The sequence below is a fragment of the Pigmentiphaga aceris genome, from assembly GCF_008119665.1.
Classification (GTDB): Bacteria; Pseudomonadota; Gammaproteobacteria; order Burkholderiales; family Burkholderiaceae_B; genus Pigmentiphaga; species Pigmentiphaga aceris.
On record NZ_CP043046.1, the window covers coordinates 1,209,809 to 1,224,550 of the forward strand.

The window sequence follows — 14,742 nt, forward strand, 5'->3', positions numbered from 1 at the left end:
CGCCCCGCGCACGCGGGGTTCGCTGCCGACCCGAGACGACGGGAGCTTTCCCACGTCGCTTTCGCACTTATTTCTGACTGAGCCTGCCTGTCATGACCCGTTCCAGCCCGACCGACTCATCCTCCACGCCCGCGCCGCTCGTCGGCATCGTCATGGGCTCGTCCAGCGACTGGGAGGTGATGCGGCAAGCGGTCGATATCCTGACCGAGTTCGGCATTCCCTTCGAAGCCCAGGTGGTATCCGCCCACCGCATGCCGATCGACATGGTCGAGTACGGTGGCGCAGCGGCTGGCCGTGGCCTGCGCGCGATCATCGCGGGTGCGGGTGGCGCGGCCCACTTGCCGGGCATGTTGGCGGCGCTGACGCGCCTGCCGGTGTTCGGTGTGCCGGTGCCGTCCAAGTACCTGCGTGGCGAAGACTCGCTGCTGTCCATCGTGCAGATGCCCAAGGGCGTGCCGGTGGCGACCTTCGCCATTGGTGAAGCCGGTGCTGCGAACGCAGCGCTGCATGTGGTGGCCAACCTGGCTGTGACCGATGCCGCGCTGGCCGACAAGCTGGATGCCTTCCGCGCTCGCCAGACCGAAGTTGCTCGCGCCATGGTGTTGCCGGTGAACGCCCCGGGAGCACAGGCATGAGCGCGGACCGTACCGCACTGACGCCGCTGCCCCCGGGTTCCTGGCTGGGCATGCTGGGCGGTGGTCAGTTGGGCCGCATGTTCACGGTCGCAGCACAGACGCTGGGTTATCGCGTAGCGGTGCTGGACCCTGCCGAACGCTGCCCGGCTGGCGATACGGCCGACCTGCACATCCGCGCGGCTTACGACGACGCGGCTGGCCTTGACCAGTTGGCCGAGCGTTGCGCGGCCATCACCACGGAATTCGAGAATGTCCCCGCCGACAGCCTGCGCCGTCTGGCCCGTGATCGTCGTGTCAGCCCGGTGGCCGACGCCGTGGCGATTGCACAGGACCGTATCGTTGAAAAGCGTTTCATCTCATCCTTGGGTGTGCCTGTCGCCCCCTACGTGGCGGTGCTGGCCGAGCAAGACCTGGCCGATGCACCCGATGATCTGTTCCCCGGCATTCTGAAAGCGGCTCGCCTGGGTTACGACGGCAAGGGCCAGGCCCGTGTGTCCTCGCGCGAGGAAGCCCGCGCGGCTTTCCACGCGTTCGGCAATGTGCCGTGTGTACTGGAAGCGCGCCTGCCGCTGGCATTCGAAGTGTCGGTGGTGGTGGCACGTGGTGCTGACGGCCAGTCGGTGGCTTATCCGCTGTCGGAAAACGTGCACCGCGACGGCATTCTTGCCATCTCCACCGTGCCGTCGCGCCAGGCCAGCGATGAACTGGCCGAGCGCGCCACTGCTGCCGCCATTGGTGTGGCCGATGGCCTGAAGTACGTGGGCGTGATGTGTGTGGAGTTCTTCGTGCTCGACGGCGACCGCTTGGTCGTCAACGAGATCGCACCGCGCCCGCACAACAGCGGCCACTACAGCATCAACGCCTGCGTTACCAGCCAGTTCGAACAGCAGGTGCGTGCGCTGGCTGGCCTGCCGCTGGGCGACACTGCCATGCTGGCCCCGGCTGTCATGCTGAATATTCTGGGTGACATCTGGTTTGACGAAAACGAACGCAGCCGTGAACCCGATTGGTCGGCCGTGTTGGCTGTGCCTTCGGCCAGCCTGCATCTGTACGGCAAGGAATCGGCGCGGCGCGCACGCAAGATGGGGCACGTGACCTGCGTGGCAGCCGGTGAACTGAGCGTTGACGCGGCCGCTGCCAAGGTTGCTCACGCGTTGGGCATTGCGTTCCCATGAACGCAGCAGCTTGTCCTTGGCGCTTGAGCCTGGTTGGCGCGCACGTGCAACCGATGAAGTGGATGCTGGCGGTGCAATCGGTGCGTCAGGTTCCTGCCGCCCGTACCGCGTCGTCGGCACGCGCTACGCAGTCTCTGCAGGTGGCGCGTCTGACGCGCCCGGCAGACGGCGTACAGGCGATGCAATGAGCCGCATCTTCACGCCGACGCCCGAGGCCATTGCGCAGGCGGTGTCCGTGCTGCGTGCGGGCGGTCTGGTCGGCTTTCCGTCGGAAACCGTATATGGCCTGGGTGGCGATGCCAGCCAGGGCGATGCGGTGGCCCGCATCTTTGCCGCAAAAGGGCGACCCAACGACCACCCGGTGATCGTCCACGTGGCCCCGGGTGCAGACCTGACGCGGTGGGCACGCGAAGTCCCGCCGCTGGCGCAGACCTTGATCGATGCATTCTGGCCCGGCCCTTTGACGCTGGTGATGGCCCGGGCCGATGGCGTGCTGGATGCCGTGACGGGCGGGCAGGACACGGTGGCCGTGCGCTGCCCGTCGCACCCGGTTGCGCAGGCGCTGCTGGTCGCCTTCGAGGGCGGCCTGGCGGGTCCGTCTGCCAATCGTTTCGGCCACGTGAGCCCGACTACGGCACAGCACGTGGACGGCGATTTTGGCAGCGAGTTGACGATGATTCTGGATGGCGGACCGTGCCAGGTCGGCATCGAGTCCACCATCGTTGATGTGACGCGCGACCAGCCGGTGTTGCTGCGTCCCGGGCATATCAGTGCGCAGGCGCTGGAGCAGGCCCTGGGTCAGCCGGTGTTGACCCGTGCACAGGCCGAGGCGCAGATTGCCGCGCGTGTGCAGGCAGAAATACGCAATGACGCATCAGGAAGTTCGGCAGCTGAATCTGCCGACGATGCGGAACAAGCCGCACTGCCGCGCGTGTCTGGCGCGCTGGCCGCGCATTACGCACCACGCACCCCGCTGGCCTTGGTGGCCAGTGATCGGTTGGCGGATGTATTGGCTGCCGAGGTAGCGGCGGGCCGTCGTGTCGGTGTCTGGTCGGTGGCATCACTTGCGCCGGCCGGGGGGACCTGGTTGCAGGCTCCGACCGACCCCGAGGCGTATGCATACGAGCTGTACGCCGTGTTGCGCCGACTGGACCTGCTGGCGCTTGATCGCCTGCTGATCGAAACGCCACCAGCCGGCCCGGCTTGGGCGGGCATTCATGACCGTCTGGGCAGGGCGGCGGTGGGATCGGGCGCGCATTAAGGCGGTGACCCCAGGTAGCTGCCGGGCTGTTGATTCAGCCCGGCAACGCCGTGCACATCCTGATGTGGGCGGCAATTTCATCCAGCACGGTGTCGGCTGCTTCGCGCCACGGCACGTGCCCCACATTCGCCAATTCCACGCGGCGCACGGGCGGCTTGGCTGCCCCTGATGCAATGCCATCGGTGATCCAGTCCAGCTGCTCCATCGTGCCGTACTGGTCGTTCTCCCCTTGGATCAACAGTGTCGGTGCGGCAATTCCCGACATCGCTGCCTGGATGTTCCAGTCGCGAAACTCGGCGCTGGCCCAGGTCTGGCTCCAGCCATCGAAGGTGCGCGCGGCGTCCCGGTGATATTTACCCAGCGCCGTGACCAGACGTTCGCGATCGGCTTCGGCAGTGCGCACGCCTTCCAGCGTGACTTCCTCGACGCGCACATGCGGCGCCATCGCCGTCAGGCCGATCACGGGATTACGTGCCGCGTACAGCAGTGCAATCGATGCACCATCACTGTGACCGATCAGATACGGGCGACGTATGTCCAGGTCACGCAGCAGCGCGGGCAGGCTGTTCCAGCCTTCGTTTTCCAGATAGTCAGTAGGGCGGGGCGTGCTGGTCAGCGGCGTGGACTGCCCCAGGCCATACCGCGAAAACACCAAGCCAGCACAGCCGCTGCGCGCACACACGTTCGCCGGGAAGTCGCGCCATTGCGGAATCGATCCCAAGGCTTCATGCAGAAATACCAAGGTCGGCAGGCCGTCGCGTGTAGCGGGGATTTGCACGATTTCCAGTTCGATACCGTCGATACGATGTTGCCGGGGTGCGATGGCTGATGAAGCGGAAATCAGTGAAACAGGGGGCACGGAAGCATTCATGGGATGAGCAACGTGGCAGGATAAAAATCTTTCCATGGTAACGGTGCATTACGACTTCCTGGCTCGGGATTTTCTACACTAGGGTTATGCCTAGCCTTCGCCTTCGTTTCCCTTTGCGCCGCGTTGCCAGCGGCGTGGTTCTGGCCGCGCTCACGGGCTGCGCCACGTCTGCCGTGGTGTTGACGCCCGACACCATCACGTCCCAAGGGCCGATCGTGCCGCAGGCCGTTGGAACCACGCCCCAGGTGAGTTTCGAGCGCACCCCGGTATCGCCGGTTGCCGAAACCTTCCCGGTGAAGGTCGACCCCGCGCCAGGGACTGGCATCAACGACGGCACTACGCCCACGGAAACCGCTGCGGCCGATCCGGGCGTTGGCCTGCGCCTGCCTTATCGTTCCAACGGAGACTGGCTGCGTGGCCCGGTCTGGTCCGATACCTTGCTGCCCGAAGACTGGGAAGGTTATTCCACGCTGATCAGCCGCCGTCAGGTGCGCGCCGTCAGTTTCGACCCGAAGCCCAGTGGCGAGCCCCAGCTGGTTGCCGCCAACCCGGACAGCTTGCAGATACAGCGCAACGAACGAAACTGGCGCTACAACGGCCTGCTGGACGGCCAGACCGTGTCGGTAGGTGCGCTGGATACCAACGCCCCGTCGTGGGGCAGCGGGGTGCAACTGGGCGGCTTGCAGATATCCAGCTGGCCGACCGGGTCCAACGCAGTCATGCCCGATGGCGAGTTCGGTTTCTCGTCCACGGTAGGCGGCCTGGCCTCATCGACCAGCACCAGCAACAGCGGATCGTATGCCACCTCGGCCGGGGCCAGCAGCTTGCGCTACGGCCTGACCTCTGACTTCACGCTGGAAAGCCAGGTGCAGAATGCGACGTCGATGAACCTGGTGGGCGTGGGTGGTCTGTATTCGCTAGGCCGTTTCGGCACGGTGTCGGCAGGCCACGCGCAAAGTCGATACAGCCAGGACCAAGGCCACCGGGTATCGCTGGGTTATCGGTATAACGCGCAGGCCTTCAGCCTGAACTTCCGCAACGACTTGAGTTCACCCGGGTTTGCCGATCTGGCCGCGTATAACGACGGCACCACCGCCAATCAGCGCCTGAGCAATTCCGTGCGCGCTGACGTACCAGTCAGCGGCTTCGGCACCATCAGCGGTACGTTTGTGGGCCTGCGCGATGGTGGGTCCACCAGCAACCGCGTGGGGCTGCTTCAGCAAGTGGCGATCAGCCGCCACGTCAATCTGGGCCTGGGTGCCGACCGCGATATCAACAGCGGTGACGTCAGCATGCACATGAATGTGACCATGCCGGTTGAGCTGTTCGTGGGTGGCTTGCGACTGCCGTTTACCTTGTTGCCTTGAGCGTCAAGCACAATCTGCCGCTCGTGAATATTGGCATTCGCGTAAGACAAGAATTGTTGTCGCAACGATCAAGAAAAATCGTTTTGATGTGCGAAGAAAAATATTCAGAACGAGGTCAACATAGGAGAAGTGAAAATTTTTCGTGCTAGATATGTCGTCGGATCATTGGCATTAATTGCACTGTCAGCGTGCTCCACGCCGCCAAAACCTGTTGATCTGTCGAATCCTTCAGGGACAAAAACGGCACTCGTGCCCGACGCGCAACATGCTGTGCTGGTATTGAAGAGCAATGGACAGCCAATGATTGTCAATTTCAGCGAAGTCGACAGCAAGGGTGTCAAAAATAAGATAGGCAGTGTTTTCGATACGTCGGACATGGCCAAAGAATTGCTGCCCAGCATTTTGCGGATGATAACGGCCACGAACCGGACCGTGTATGGTGCCCTGCCAATGCAAGAAGTTCTGATCGACGCATCGGCTCCCATGCGGCTTGTCGGGCATTCGACCTGGTCGGACACCACTGGGTCCAGAGCCACGGGCCTCTACACGAGAAGCGGTAGTTGCGGTCCATTGAACAACGACTTTCAGCCCCAACCCATGAGGCGCTATATGGCCCGCTTTTCGTTCACGGGCAGGGGTTGCGTGCAGCAGATTTTTGATATCACCGAAGCTGAGTCGGTACTGGTCTCGGGTGCTCCGCTACCAATGCCTGCCAAATAGCGCAGGCCTTCAGCCGCTCATCGCTGTAGACCTTGCGGCTTCATGCTTGAACTTGGCGTAGACCAAGAAAAAACGGGCGCATCCCGGAAGGAATGCGCCCGCTGTCATACAGGGATGTACGTTCAGAAGAACGCCTGAATCCCCGTCTGTGCACGCCCCAGAATCAGCGCATGCACATCGTGTGTGCCTTCATAGGTGTTGACCACTTCCAGGTTCACCATGTGACGAATAATGCCGTATTCGTCGCTGATGCCGTTGCCACCCAGCATGTCGCGCGCAACCCGTGCAATGTCCAGCGCCTTGCCGCAGGAATTGCGCTTGGTCATCGACGTGATTTCCACCGATGCAATGCCCGCGTCCTTCATGCGACCCAGGCGCAGGCAGCCTTGCAGGCCCAGCGTGATTTCGGTCTGCATGTCGGCCAGCTTCTTCTGCACCAGTTGGTTCGCGGCCAGCGGCTTGCCGAATTGCTTGCGATCCAGCACGTATTGGCGCGCGGTATGCCAGCATGATTCGGCCGCACCCAGTGCGCCCCACGAAATGCCGTAACGGGCCGAGTCCAGGCAGGTGAAGGGGCCGCGCAGGCCTTCCACGCCGGGCAGCATCTGCTCGTCGGAAATCAGCACGTCGTTCATCACGATCTGGCCGGTGATCGAGGTGCGCAGGCCCACCTTGCCGTGGATGGCAGGGGTTTCCAATCCGGCCACGCCGCGTTCCAGCACAAAGCCCTTGATCTTGCCGTCGTGCGGGCCGCCATTGCAGACCGCCCACACCACGAACACGTCGGCAATGGGCGAATTGGTGATCCAGGTCTTGGTGCCGGTCAGGCGGTAACCGCTGTCGGTGGCGTGTGCACGCGCTTCCATCGAGCCGGGGTCGGAGCCGTGGTTGGGTTCAGTCAGGCCGAAGCAGCCGATTGATTCACCGGAGGCCAGCGCGGGCAGGTACTTCTTGCGTTGTGCGTCGGAGCCGAACTTGTAGATGGGCACCATGACCAGTGAGGACTGCACGCTCATCATCGAGCGGTAGCCCGAGTCGATGCGTTCGACTTCGCGGGCGATCAGGCCGTAGCTGACGTTGTTCAGCCCTGCGCCACCGTATTCCTCGGGGATGGTCGCGCCCAGCAGGCCCAAACCGCCCATTTCGCGGAAGATTTCGACGTCGGTGCGTTCTTCGCGGAACGAGGACAAGACGCGCGGTGCCAGCTGTTCGCCGCAGTATGCAGCGGCGGCGTCGCGCACCATCCGTTCGTCGTCTTCCAGTTGCTGGTCGAGCAGCATCGGGTCATCCCAGTGGAAGGCGGCGCGAGTCGAGGACGTCATAAGTCGTTTTTCCTAGTGTGCTGAATTTGCGGTGGTGATGCGAGGCGCTGATAACGTCTCGATCTAAACAAATAAACAATCGACCTTAGTACTTTTTCGTCTGTGGAAACCGCGAATCGTTCGTTCGCGCGGCTTGGGGCCATCGCTATATTACAAATGCCATCCCGATAGGTCGAACCCGGCCTATTGCTGCTGCCCGATTGTGTTGCCCGATATGGTGATCGCTGCGTGTTCCCCTGCCGCTGCGACCGGGCCCCTCAAGTCCTTACCACGGAGTCCCCATGTCCGCTGTCTTGAACGCCCCCGTCGCAAGCCATTCCGACGCACCTGCGCAGAATTTTGAGGTCCGTCGTCTCGATGCACCTGTTGGTGCCGAGATCGTCGGGCTGGATTTGTCCAAGCCGCTCAACGATACCGATTTTGCGCGCATTCATCGCGCGCACCTGGATCACCATGTGGTGGTGTTCCGTGACCAGCAGATCACGCCCGCCGAGCACATCGCCTTCAGCCGCCGCTTCGGCCCGCTGCAAATTCATGTGCTCAAGCAATTCCTGCTGGCCGACAATCCTGAAATCCTGATCGTGTCGAATATCGTCGAAGACGGTACGCCGATCGGGCTGGGTGACGCCGGCAGGCTTTGGCATTCCGATCTGTCCTACAAGGAAACGCCCAGCCTGGGTTCGCTGCTGCACGCGCAGGAATTGCCGTCGGAGGGCGGTGATACCTTGTTCGCCGACATGCACCTGGCCTGGGACACCTTGCCTGCCGCGCTGCGCAGCGCAGTGGAAGGGCTGCGTGCCGAACATTCCTACCTGTCGAAGTACAGCGACTACCAGAAGAAGGGCAACTGGCGCCCCAACCTGAGCGCGGCACAAGTCGCGGAGGTCAAGGCAGTGGTGCACCCGGTGGTGCGCACGCACCCGGAAACCGGCCGCAAGGCCTTGTTCGTCAGCGAAGGGTTCACCACCCGCATCGTGGATGTGCCGGAAGATGAAAGCCGCCAGATTCTGGACGAGCTGTTTGCGCACAGCACGCGCCCCGAACACATTTATCGCCACGCATGGAAGCCCTGGGACATCGTGTTCTGGGACAACCGCTCACTGATCCACCTGGCCGCTGGCTGCCCGGATCACCTGCGTCGCAAGCTGTATCGCACCACCGTCCAGGGCGACGTGCCCTTCTGAGCGCGGTCACGGCAGGCCGGGGGGCCTGCCACCCGCTCGCCACCACAGGAAAAACCATGATCCAAGCCTTTGCCGGGCGGCTTCGCCGTGCCCGCTCGTTGTCCGTGTCTTCCACGCTGTCCAGGCCGTCGCGTCGCCTGGCAGGTGCCGTGGGGACGGCTGCCTTGTCCTTCAGCCTGTTGGCAGGCAGCGTGGTGGCACCATCGGTTGCGCACGCAGAAGGACAGATCCGGATCGCGGAACAGTTCGGCATCGTCTACGTGCTGCTCAACGTGGTGCGCGAGCAGAAGCTGATCGAAAAATACGGCAAGCAGCAAGGGCTTGAGATCAAGGTTGACTGGACTCAGCTGTCGGGCGGCTCTGCGGTCAACGATGCGCTGTTGTCTGGTTCCATCGACATTGCCGGGGCTGGCGTGGGCCCGCTGCTGACCATCTGGGATCGCACCTACGGCAAGCAGAACGTGAAGGGCGTGGCCTCGCTGGGCAACTTCCCGTACTACCTGGTGACCAACAATCCGAACGTGAAGACGATTGCCGACTTCACCGAGAAAGACCGCATTGCGGTGCCGGCGGTGGGCGTGTCGGTGCAGTCGCGCTACCTGCAATATGCTGCGGCCAAGCTGTGGGGCGACAAGGAATACAACCGGCTGGACAAGCTGACGATTGCGTTGCCGCACCCGGAAGCCACGTCGGCGATTCTGGCGGGCGGCACCGAGATCACCGGCCACTTTGCCAACCCGCCGTTCCAGAACCAGGAACTGGAAAATCCGAAGGTCACCCGGGTGTTGAACACCTATGACTTGTTCGGCCCGAACTCGCCGACCGTGCTGTTTGCGACCGAGAAATTCCGCAAGGAAAATCCCAAGACGTATCAGGCCTTCCAGCAGGCGCTGACGGAGGCTGCCACCTTTGCGCAAAACAACAAGGAAGCTGCTGCGGATATCTATCTGAAGGTGACCGGTTCGAAGATCGACCGCACCCTGCTGTTGAAGATCATCAACAGCCCTGAGATCGAGTTCAGCGCGGTGCCGAAGAACACCATTCAACTGGCAAAATTCCTGCACAAGGTCGGCGCGATCAAGAACGAGCCCAAGACCTGGCAGGACTATTTCTTCCAGGACGATCTGACCAAGGCGGGTAGCTGATGTCATTGGTACTCGACTACACCGATGTGCCCCGGACGGCGGCTGCCGAGCCGCCTCCGTCAGCCGAGACGGCAAGCGCGCTGTTGCGTGTCGATCAGGTGAGCCTCGAGTACCGCACACCGCAGCGGGTGGTACGCGCCACCCATCAGGTCAGTTTTGAGGTGTTCCCGGCCGACCGCTTTGTGCTGCTGGGGCCGTCTGGCTGCGGCAAATCAACCTTGCTGAAAGCGGTGGCCGGATTCATTGCACCCAGTGAAGGCGAGATCCGTCTGGCTGGCACACCCGTGCACGAACCGGGTCCCGATCGCATCGTGGTGTTCCAGGAATTCGACCAGTTGCCGCCCTGGAAAACCGTGCGACAGAACGTGATGTTTCCGCTGCTGGCATCCCGCACCTTGAAGCGCGCCGAGGCTACTGAACGGGCCAATTATTTTCTCGACAAGGTGGGCCTGTCAGCCTTCGGTGATGCCTACCCGCACACCTTGTCGGGCGGCATGAAGCAGCGTGTGGCGATTGCCCGGGCGCTGGCCATGCAGCCCAAGATATTGCTGATGGACGAGCCGTTTGCGGCGCTGGATGCACTGACTCGCCGCAAGATGCAGGAAGAGCTGCTGGCCTTGTGGGAAGAAGTGCGTTTCACGCTGCTGTTTGTCACGCACTCGATTGAAGAGGCACTGGTGGTGGGCAACCGCATTCTGCTGTTGTCACCGCATCCGGGCCGCGTGCGGGCGGAGTTGAACAGCCACCATTTCGGGCTGCGCAGCCAGGGTGGGGCAGGGTTCCAGGAAACCGCGCAGCGCATTCATCGCCTGCTGTTCGATGAAGGCGACGCGCCAGAACCCGACGTGCTGCACCTGCGGGACGTGCGTTTCAGTCATTGAAACCAAGCTTCGAATTCCTCTTGCGAGATTGCCAGACATGAACGCCTTGCCCCCGGTCCGCCCGGAATACGAACGCGAGCTTGCGCCCCTGGGTGACTTGGTCATCGAGCGTGACTTGTCTGTCGCGCAACGAGTCTGGCAACAGGGCTGGGTGCGCAAACTGAGCATTTTGTTGTTGCTGGCGCTGATCTGGGAAATTGCTGCCCGTGTTCAGAACAACGACCTGCTGCTGCCCAGTTTCATCGACACCGCGCGTGCCTTCGGTGAAGGTTTGCTCAGCGGTGAGTTGCTGGACAAGGTATGGATTTCTTTGAAGGTGCTGGTCAAAGGCTACGTGATCGGCATCGTGCTGGCGTTTGTGCTGACCACGCTGGCGGTATCGACGCAGTTCGGTCGTGACCTGCTGAGCACCCTGACGTCCATGCTCAATCCGCTGCCCGCCATTGCCTTGCTGCCGCTGGCGCTGCTGTGGTTCGGTCTGGGCGAAAACAGCCTGATCTTTGTGTTGGTGCACTCGGTGCTGTGGGCGCTGGCGCTCAATACCTATGCGGGTTTTCTGGGCGTGTCGGAAACCCTGCGCATGGGGGGGCGCAACTACGGCCTGCGCGGCTTGCGCTACGTATTGCTGATTCTGGTGCCGGCTGCGTTGCCATCGATTCTGGCGGGCCTGAAGATCGGCTGGGCCTTTGCCTGGCGCACTCTGATTGCTGCCGAACTGGTGTTCGGTGCGTCATCCGGGCGGGGTGGGTTGGGCTGGTACATCTTCCAGAACCGCAACGAGCTTTATACCGACAAGGTGTTTGCCGGCTTGGCTGCGGTGATTCTGATCGGGCTGGTGGTCGAGAACCTGGTGTTCGATTCGCTGGAACGGGTGACGGTGAAGCGTTGGGGGATGCAGCGCTGAAGGTGGTGTGACGTCAAGGGCAGGTGCCGTGCTGATCAGGATCTACCGCGTCGTAGATCAAGCCTTATCAAGGGTTGGCATCGGCAAGTCGTATTGCATCAACACTTCGTCATGCAAGACGCCATCTACCAGCAGTGCACCGCGCTCCACCCCGTATTGCACGAAGCCATGCGAGGCATAAAGCCTGATCGCAGCCGTATTGGCGGCATTGGCGCTCAGCCTGATCTGCCGCCATCCATCGCGCTCAGTTGCGAACGACAGCACGCGCTGAAGCAGAGCGGCAGCAATACCTTTGCCGCGATAGTTGGCATCGACGTACATGCCCCAGATGCCACCCTTGTGCGCCTGCTTCAGGCCAGCTTCCCGGTAGACGCCGATCACGCCCACCAATACACCATCGATTTCCGCACCAAAGACCGCGCGGTCTGGGCCAGGGGTCAGGCGTGTCGCCACCGCATCCAGCGACTGCTGGCGTTCCGCCTCGTAACTTGCCCCGAAGTTCTCGGGATGGTCACGCAAGCCGGCCAGGCGAAGCGCCTGAAACGCGGCGGCGTCATTGGTGGCGAGCTGCCTGACGCGCATCACTGCGTACCCACTTCTATCAACCACCCATCCCGATATCCTTCCTGTTCACCCTTGTCCGCATAACCCAGCGGGTTGGCGATCACGTGGCAGCTGCGTTCCACGCCGTGCCGCATGCCGGTCACGACATAGTTGCAGGGGCAGTGCACGTGTCCGTGCATCCACACATCGGCCAAGGGCAGCAGGGCATCCAGGGCATTGCAGAAGCCTGCGGTGCCGGGCGTCTCACCATATCGCGGGTCTGCGCTTTTCAGGCTGGGGGCGAAGTGGGTGACGACCAGCGTGGTGCCGGCGTACGGTTCATTCAAGGTCTGCCGCAGCCAGTCCTGCGACTCCAGGGCCAGTTCGCGGATGCCTTCCCCCAGGAAGGGCTGGCCGAAGCGCGTGGTGCCGGTCTTGCGCAGGTAGAACTCTGCTGCCCGGTAGGCCTTGCTGCGCATCTTGTCGTTGTGGGCAAGGTCGGCGGGCTGTTTGCCGGGCCGGGCCAGGGCGTCGAAGTCTGCCCACAAGGTGGCTCCCACGATGCGCACGCTGCCGATTTCCAGCACCTTGCGATCCATGAAGGTGATGCCCAGGCGCGTGCATATCTCTTGCAGTTTGGCGTGTGCTTCGTCGACGTCGAAGGCGTCATATTCGTGGTTGCCGGGCACGAACAATACCGGCACAGGCCAGCCGCCGTATTCCGGCAGGGGCGAGAAGCGGCGCAGGCCGAAGTCTGGTTCGTCGAGTTTCGAGCCTTCCTGGTAAGAGCCGATATCGCCCGCCAGGATCAGCAGATCGGCACCCGGTGCCGGGGCGATGCGGATGTTCGGTTGGCTTTCCAGGTGCAGGTCGGACAGGAGCTGGATCTTCATTTTGGCGTGAGGTCGAAGCCACCGGCATGGAATACCAGCGGCGGTACTTCGCGATGTTCGCAGCGCAGCACTTCACCAATGTGAATGGTGTGGTCGCCCGCCAGATGGCGCGCGTTGGCGCGGCATTCGAAGACGGCTGCGCAGCCCGCCACAACCGGTGCGCCGTTTACGCCGGCGGTCCATTCGACGCCGTCGAAGCGGCTGGCCAGCGGGCGCGTGGCAAACAGGCGTGCCAGCTCGATCTGGTCGGCGGCCAGCACGTTGATGGCGTAATCGACGGCGGTGTCGAAGTAGGGCTGCGAGGACGAGCCCAGGGACAGGCTCCACAAGACCAGTGGCGGCGTGAGCGACACGGAATTGAAGGAGCTGACCGTCAGACCGATCGGCTGACCGTCTGCGGCCCGGGTGGTGACCAGGGTGACGCCAGTGGCAAAGCGGCCAAGGGCTGCGCGAAACGCCTTGGCGTCAGGGGGAGAGACTGCTGCGGTCATGCCTGGGAAACTACCCGCACGAGAACCGGCGAGTATCGAGGTTGGTGACTGGACCCGCCATTATCCGTCAAAGCCTCGTGATATCCATTCAAAGCCATGTGGTGCTGCGGGCTTTGCTGCAGAAGAGGGGCTGGGCAGGGGGCCAGGTGGTGGCAGATTGCCTTGTCGGCAACGCCCGGGGAGGGCGCTGCCGGCCGAGCCGCATTGATCTGGCTGTATCAAACCCGCTGCGTTAGCCCGGCGATATCAACCCGGCTTGCATTCCCCCGGCTGCATCAACCCGGCAATACTTCCGCCAGACCGCGTGCCAGCTTGTGCAAGGTAAGCGGCGCACAACCTTCCGCGTTGTTGCCGACGATCAGCCACACGGGCAGGTCGTTTTCCAGGGTGTCGAGCACCGCTTCCACCAGCGCTTCGCGCGTGGCCAGGTCTTCGTCCTTCAATTGATCGAAGGGTTTGTAGCGGGTTTCGGCTTCGGTGAACTTGAGCTTGGCGTTCAGGCTCCAGCGGATCACCAGCGGGCCAGGGCCGGTTGCGGCTACGGCTTGCAGTTGGCGCACTGCTGCCGGCATGCGTGAATGCAGAGCCACGCAATAACGCACGTCACGGGCCGCCAGCATTTTCATCATGCGTGGGGTGACCAGCGAGGGATCGCGGAATTCGACGGCGTAGAACGGAGCTTCCATGCCTTCGCTGGCGGGCAGCGGGGGCAGGGCTTGCAGGAAGGTGTCCAGGCGTTCAACGAAAGCCGGTGCGTCAGCCAGCATTTCCGGTGGCATGGGCGAGAACTGGAATACCAGTGGCCCCGCCTTTTCGCCCAGGCCTTCGATGCAGGGCAGCACAAATTCCTCGGTGGCCAAGGTGGCGTTGAGGAAGTCGGCATTCAATTCGGTCGGTACCCCACCCGCACCGCGCTTGACCGCATCGGTCACCTGGTTCGGTGCCTTGATCAGGAAACGGAAGCCTTCCGGTGCCTGGGCGGCGTAACGCTGATATTCGCTGAGCGGCAGCGGTGCGTAGAAGTTGCGATCCAGGCTGGCGCTGCGAAACAGCGGGTGCGAGGCATAGGCCGGCAGGCCATGCTGGGCCAGTTGGTTCTCGCTTGCATGACCGGCGTAGACCAGGCCTTCCCAACCTGGGTAGCTCCAGGATGAGGTGCCCAGATACAGCGTTTCCGGCATTTGCCCGCCCAGGGCATGCAGTCCGGGCGGGAAGGGGGCTGCGGCAATGCGGGAGGCCGTGGCGTCGGGGGCCACAAAACCGTCGTCGAACAAAGCGTCTTGATTCATGAATCTTCCTCAGTGCCTGCGGCCGCCCGAAGGCACTGATGCGCCCTTGAGGGGCAGTGAA

Annotated in this window: 16 protein-coding genes; 10 read left to right on the plus strand and 6 right to left on the minus strand. The window is 62.7% G+C overall.

Annotated features, from left to right (window positions below):
- Window positions 1-92 precede the first annotated feature (92 nt).
- From purE to FXN63_RS05070, 4 genes are read left to right on the plus strand one after another with little or no spacing between them, the layout of a single operon-like run.
- Complete coding sequence (purE, locus tag FXN63_RS05055; RefSeq protein WP_148813428.1) at window positions 93-635, plus strand: 5-(carboxyamino)imidazole ribonucleotide mutase; 543 nt, start codon at window positions 93-95, stop codon at window positions 633-635.
- Window positions 632-1,810, plus strand: a complete 1,179-nt coding sequence (locus FXN63_RS05060; protein WP_148813430.1) for a 5-(carboxyamino)imidazole ribonucleotide synthase — start codon at window positions 632-634, stop codon at window positions 1,808-1,810. The genes purE and FXN63_RS05060 overlap by 4 nt, the downstream gene beginning before the upstream one ends.
- The gene (locus FXN63_RS05065) at window positions 1,807-1,998 is read left to right on the plus strand and encodes a hypothetical protein (RefSeq protein WP_148813432.1); all 192 of its coding nucleotides are present in this window, start codon (window positions 1,807-1,809) and stop codon (window positions 1,996-1,998) included. The genes FXN63_RS05060 and FXN63_RS05065 overlap by 4 nt, the downstream gene beginning before the upstream one ends.
- Window positions 1,995-3,071, plus strand: a complete 1,077-nt coding sequence (locus FXN63_RS05070) for an L-threonylcarbamoyladenylate synthase (protein WP_148813433.1) — start codon at window positions 1,995-1,997, stop codon at window positions 3,069-3,071. Before FXN63_RS05065 ends, FXN63_RS05070 begins: the two co-directional genes overlap by 4 nt.
- A gap of 34 nt (window positions 3,072-3,105) precedes the next feature.
- Here the strand turns inward: FXN63_RS05070 and FXN63_RS05075 are convergent, their stop codons facing one another.
- Window positions 3,106-3,930, minus strand: coding sequence for an alpha/beta fold hydrolase (locus FXN63_RS05075; protein ID WP_187395112.1), 825 nt, complete (start codon window positions 3,928-3,930; stop codon window positions 3,106-3,108).
- A gap of 98 nt (window positions 3,931-4,028) precedes the next feature.
- On the opposite strand from FXN63_RS05075, the gene FXN63_RS05080 reads away from it, so the two are divergent.
- Entirely contained in the window at window positions 4,029-5,309 is a 1,281-nt protein-coding gene (locus FXN63_RS05080) for a fimbria/pilus outer membrane usher protein (protein WP_148813435.1), read from the plus strand.
- 129 nt (window positions 5,310-5,438) lie between these two features.
- Window positions 5,439-6,029: a hypothetical protein gene (locus tag FXN63_RS05085; protein ID WP_148813436.1), complete on the plus strand. Its 591-nt coding sequence runs from the start codon at window positions 5,439-5,441 to the stop codon at window positions 6,027-6,029.
- 122 nt (window positions 6,030-6,151) lie between these two features.
- Here FXN63_RS05085 and FXN63_RS05090 read toward each other — a convergent pair whose 3' ends face one another.
- A complete protein-coding gene (locus FXN63_RS05090) occupies window positions 6,152-7,351 on the minus strand; it encodes an acyl-CoA dehydrogenase (protein WP_148813437.1) in 1,200 nt (399 codons plus the stop codon).
- Window positions 7,352-7,632: 281 nt separating this feature from the next.
- Between FXN63_RS05090 and FXN63_RS05095 the strand changes: the two genes are divergently transcribed.
- From FXN63_RS05095 to FXN63_RS05110, 4 genes are read left to right on the plus strand one after another with little or no spacing between them, the layout of a single operon-like run.
- Window positions 7,633-8,535, plus strand: a complete 903-nt coding sequence (locus FXN63_RS05095; RefSeq protein WP_148813438.1) for a TauD/TfdA dioxygenase family protein — start codon at window positions 7,633-7,635, stop codon at window positions 8,533-8,535.
- A 56-nt stretch (window positions 8,536-8,591) separates the two neighbouring features.
- The gene (locus tag FXN63_RS05100; protein WP_148813439.1) at window positions 8,592-9,680 is read left to right on the plus strand and encodes an ABC transporter substrate-binding protein; all 1,089 of its coding nucleotides are present in this window, start codon (window positions 8,592-8,594) and stop codon (window positions 9,678-9,680) included.
- Entirely contained in the window at window positions 9,680-10,561 is an 882-nt protein-coding gene (locus tag FXN63_RS05105) for an ABC transporter ATP-binding protein (RefSeq protein WP_148813440.1), read from the plus strand. Before FXN63_RS05100 ends, FXN63_RS05105 begins: the two co-directional genes overlap by 1 nt.
- Window positions 10,562-10,598: 37 nt before the next feature.
- Window positions 10,599-11,465: an ABC transporter permease gene (locus FXN63_RS05110; protein ID WP_148813441.1), complete on the plus strand. Its 867-nt coding sequence runs from the start codon at window positions 10,599-10,601 to the stop codon at window positions 11,463-11,465.
- 57 nt (window positions 11,466-11,522) lie between these two features.
- On the opposite strand, the gene FXN63_RS05115 is transcribed toward FXN63_RS05110, so the two are convergent.
- The 4 genes from FXN63_RS05115 to FXN63_RS05130 all read right to left on the minus strand — a co-directional run bounded on the left by FXN63_RS05115 (window position 11,523) and on the right by FXN63_RS05130 (window position 14,681).
- On the minus strand, window positions 11,523-12,047 hold the full coding sequence (locus FXN63_RS05115; RefSeq protein WP_148813442.1) for a GNAT family N-acetyltransferase: 525 nt from the start codon (window positions 12,045-12,047) through the stop codon (window positions 11,523-11,525).
- Complete coding sequence (locus FXN63_RS05120; RefSeq protein WP_148813443.1) at window positions 12,047-12,901, minus strand: metallophosphoesterase; 855 nt, start codon at window positions 12,899-12,901, stop codon at window positions 12,047-12,049. Before FXN63_RS05120 ends, FXN63_RS05115 begins: the two co-directional genes overlap by 1 nt.
- Complete coding sequence (locus tag FXN63_RS05125) at window positions 12,898-13,392, minus strand: flavin reductase family protein (protein WP_148813444.1); 495 nt, start codon at window positions 13,390-13,392, stop codon at window positions 12,898-12,900. Before FXN63_RS05125 ends, FXN63_RS05120 begins: the two co-directional genes overlap by 4 nt.
- Before the next feature lie 275 nt (window positions 13,393-13,667).
- Window positions 13,668-14,681, minus strand: a complete 1,014-nt coding sequence (locus FXN63_RS05130) for a DUF72 domain-containing protein (RefSeq protein WP_148813445.1) — start codon at window positions 14,679-14,681, stop codon at window positions 13,668-13,670.
- Between the last annotated feature and the right edge of the window lie 61 nt (window positions 14,682-14,742).

What these genes read in the sequence shown, in the direction of transcription:
- purE (WP_148813428.1), top strand. Translation starts at nt 93, where the DNA reads ATGACCCGTTCCAGCCCGACCGACTCATCCTCCACGCCCGCGCCGCTC.
- FXN63_RS05060 (WP_148813430.1), top strand. Translation starts at nt 632, where the DNA reads ATGAGCGCGGACCGTACCGCACTGACGCCGCTGCCCCCGGGTTCCTGG.
- FXN63_RS05065 (WP_148813432.1), top strand. Translation starts at nt 1,807, where the DNA reads ATGAACGCAGCAGCTTGTCCTTGGCGCTTGAGCCTGGTTGGCGCGCAC.
- FXN63_RS05070 (WP_148813433.1), top strand. Translation starts at nt 1,995, where the DNA reads ATGAGCCGCATCTTCACGCCGACGCCCGAGGCCATTGCGCAGGCGGTG.
- FXN63_RS05080 (WP_148813435.1), top strand. Translation starts at nt 4,029, where the DNA reads ATGCCTAGCCTTCGCCTTCGTTTCCCTTTGCGCCGCGTTGCCAGCGGC.
- FXN63_RS05090 (WP_148813437.1), bottom strand. Translation starts at nt 7,351, where the DNA reads ATGACGTCCTCGACTCGCGCCGCCTTCCACTGGGATGACCCGATGCTG.
- FXN63_RS05095 (WP_148813438.1), top strand. Translation starts at nt 7,633, where the DNA reads ATGTCCGCTGTCTTGAACGCCCCCGTCGCAAGCCATTCCGACGCACCT.
- FXN63_RS05100 (WP_148813439.1), top strand. Translation starts at nt 8,592, where the DNA reads ATGATCCAAGCCTTTGCCGGGCGGCTTCGCCGTGCCCGCTCGTTGTCC.
- FXN63_RS05105 (WP_148813440.1), top strand. Translation starts at nt 9,680, where the DNA reads ATGTCATTGGTACTCGACTACACCGATGTGCCCCGGACGGCGGCTGCC.
- FXN63_RS05110 (WP_148813441.1), top strand. Translation starts at nt 10,599, where the DNA reads ATGAACGCCTTGCCCCCGGTCCGCCCGGAATACGAACGCGAGCTTGCG.
- FXN63_RS05115 (WP_148813442.1), bottom strand. Translation starts at nt 12,047, where the DNA reads ATGCGCGTCAGGCAGCTCGCCACCAATGACGCCGCCGCGTTTCAGGCG.
- FXN63_RS05120 (WP_148813443.1), bottom strand. Translation starts at nt 12,901, where the DNA reads ATGAAGATCCAGCTCCTGTCCGACCTGCACCTGGAAAGCCAACCGAAC.
- FXN63_RS05125 (WP_148813444.1), bottom strand. Translation starts at nt 13,392, where the DNA reads ATGACCGCAGCAGTCTCTCCCCCTGACGCCAAGGCGTTTCGCGCAGCC.
- FXN63_RS05130 (WP_148813445.1), bottom strand. Translation starts at nt 14,681, where the DNA reads ATGAATCAAGACGCTTTGTTCGACGACGGTTTTGTGGCCCCCGACGCC.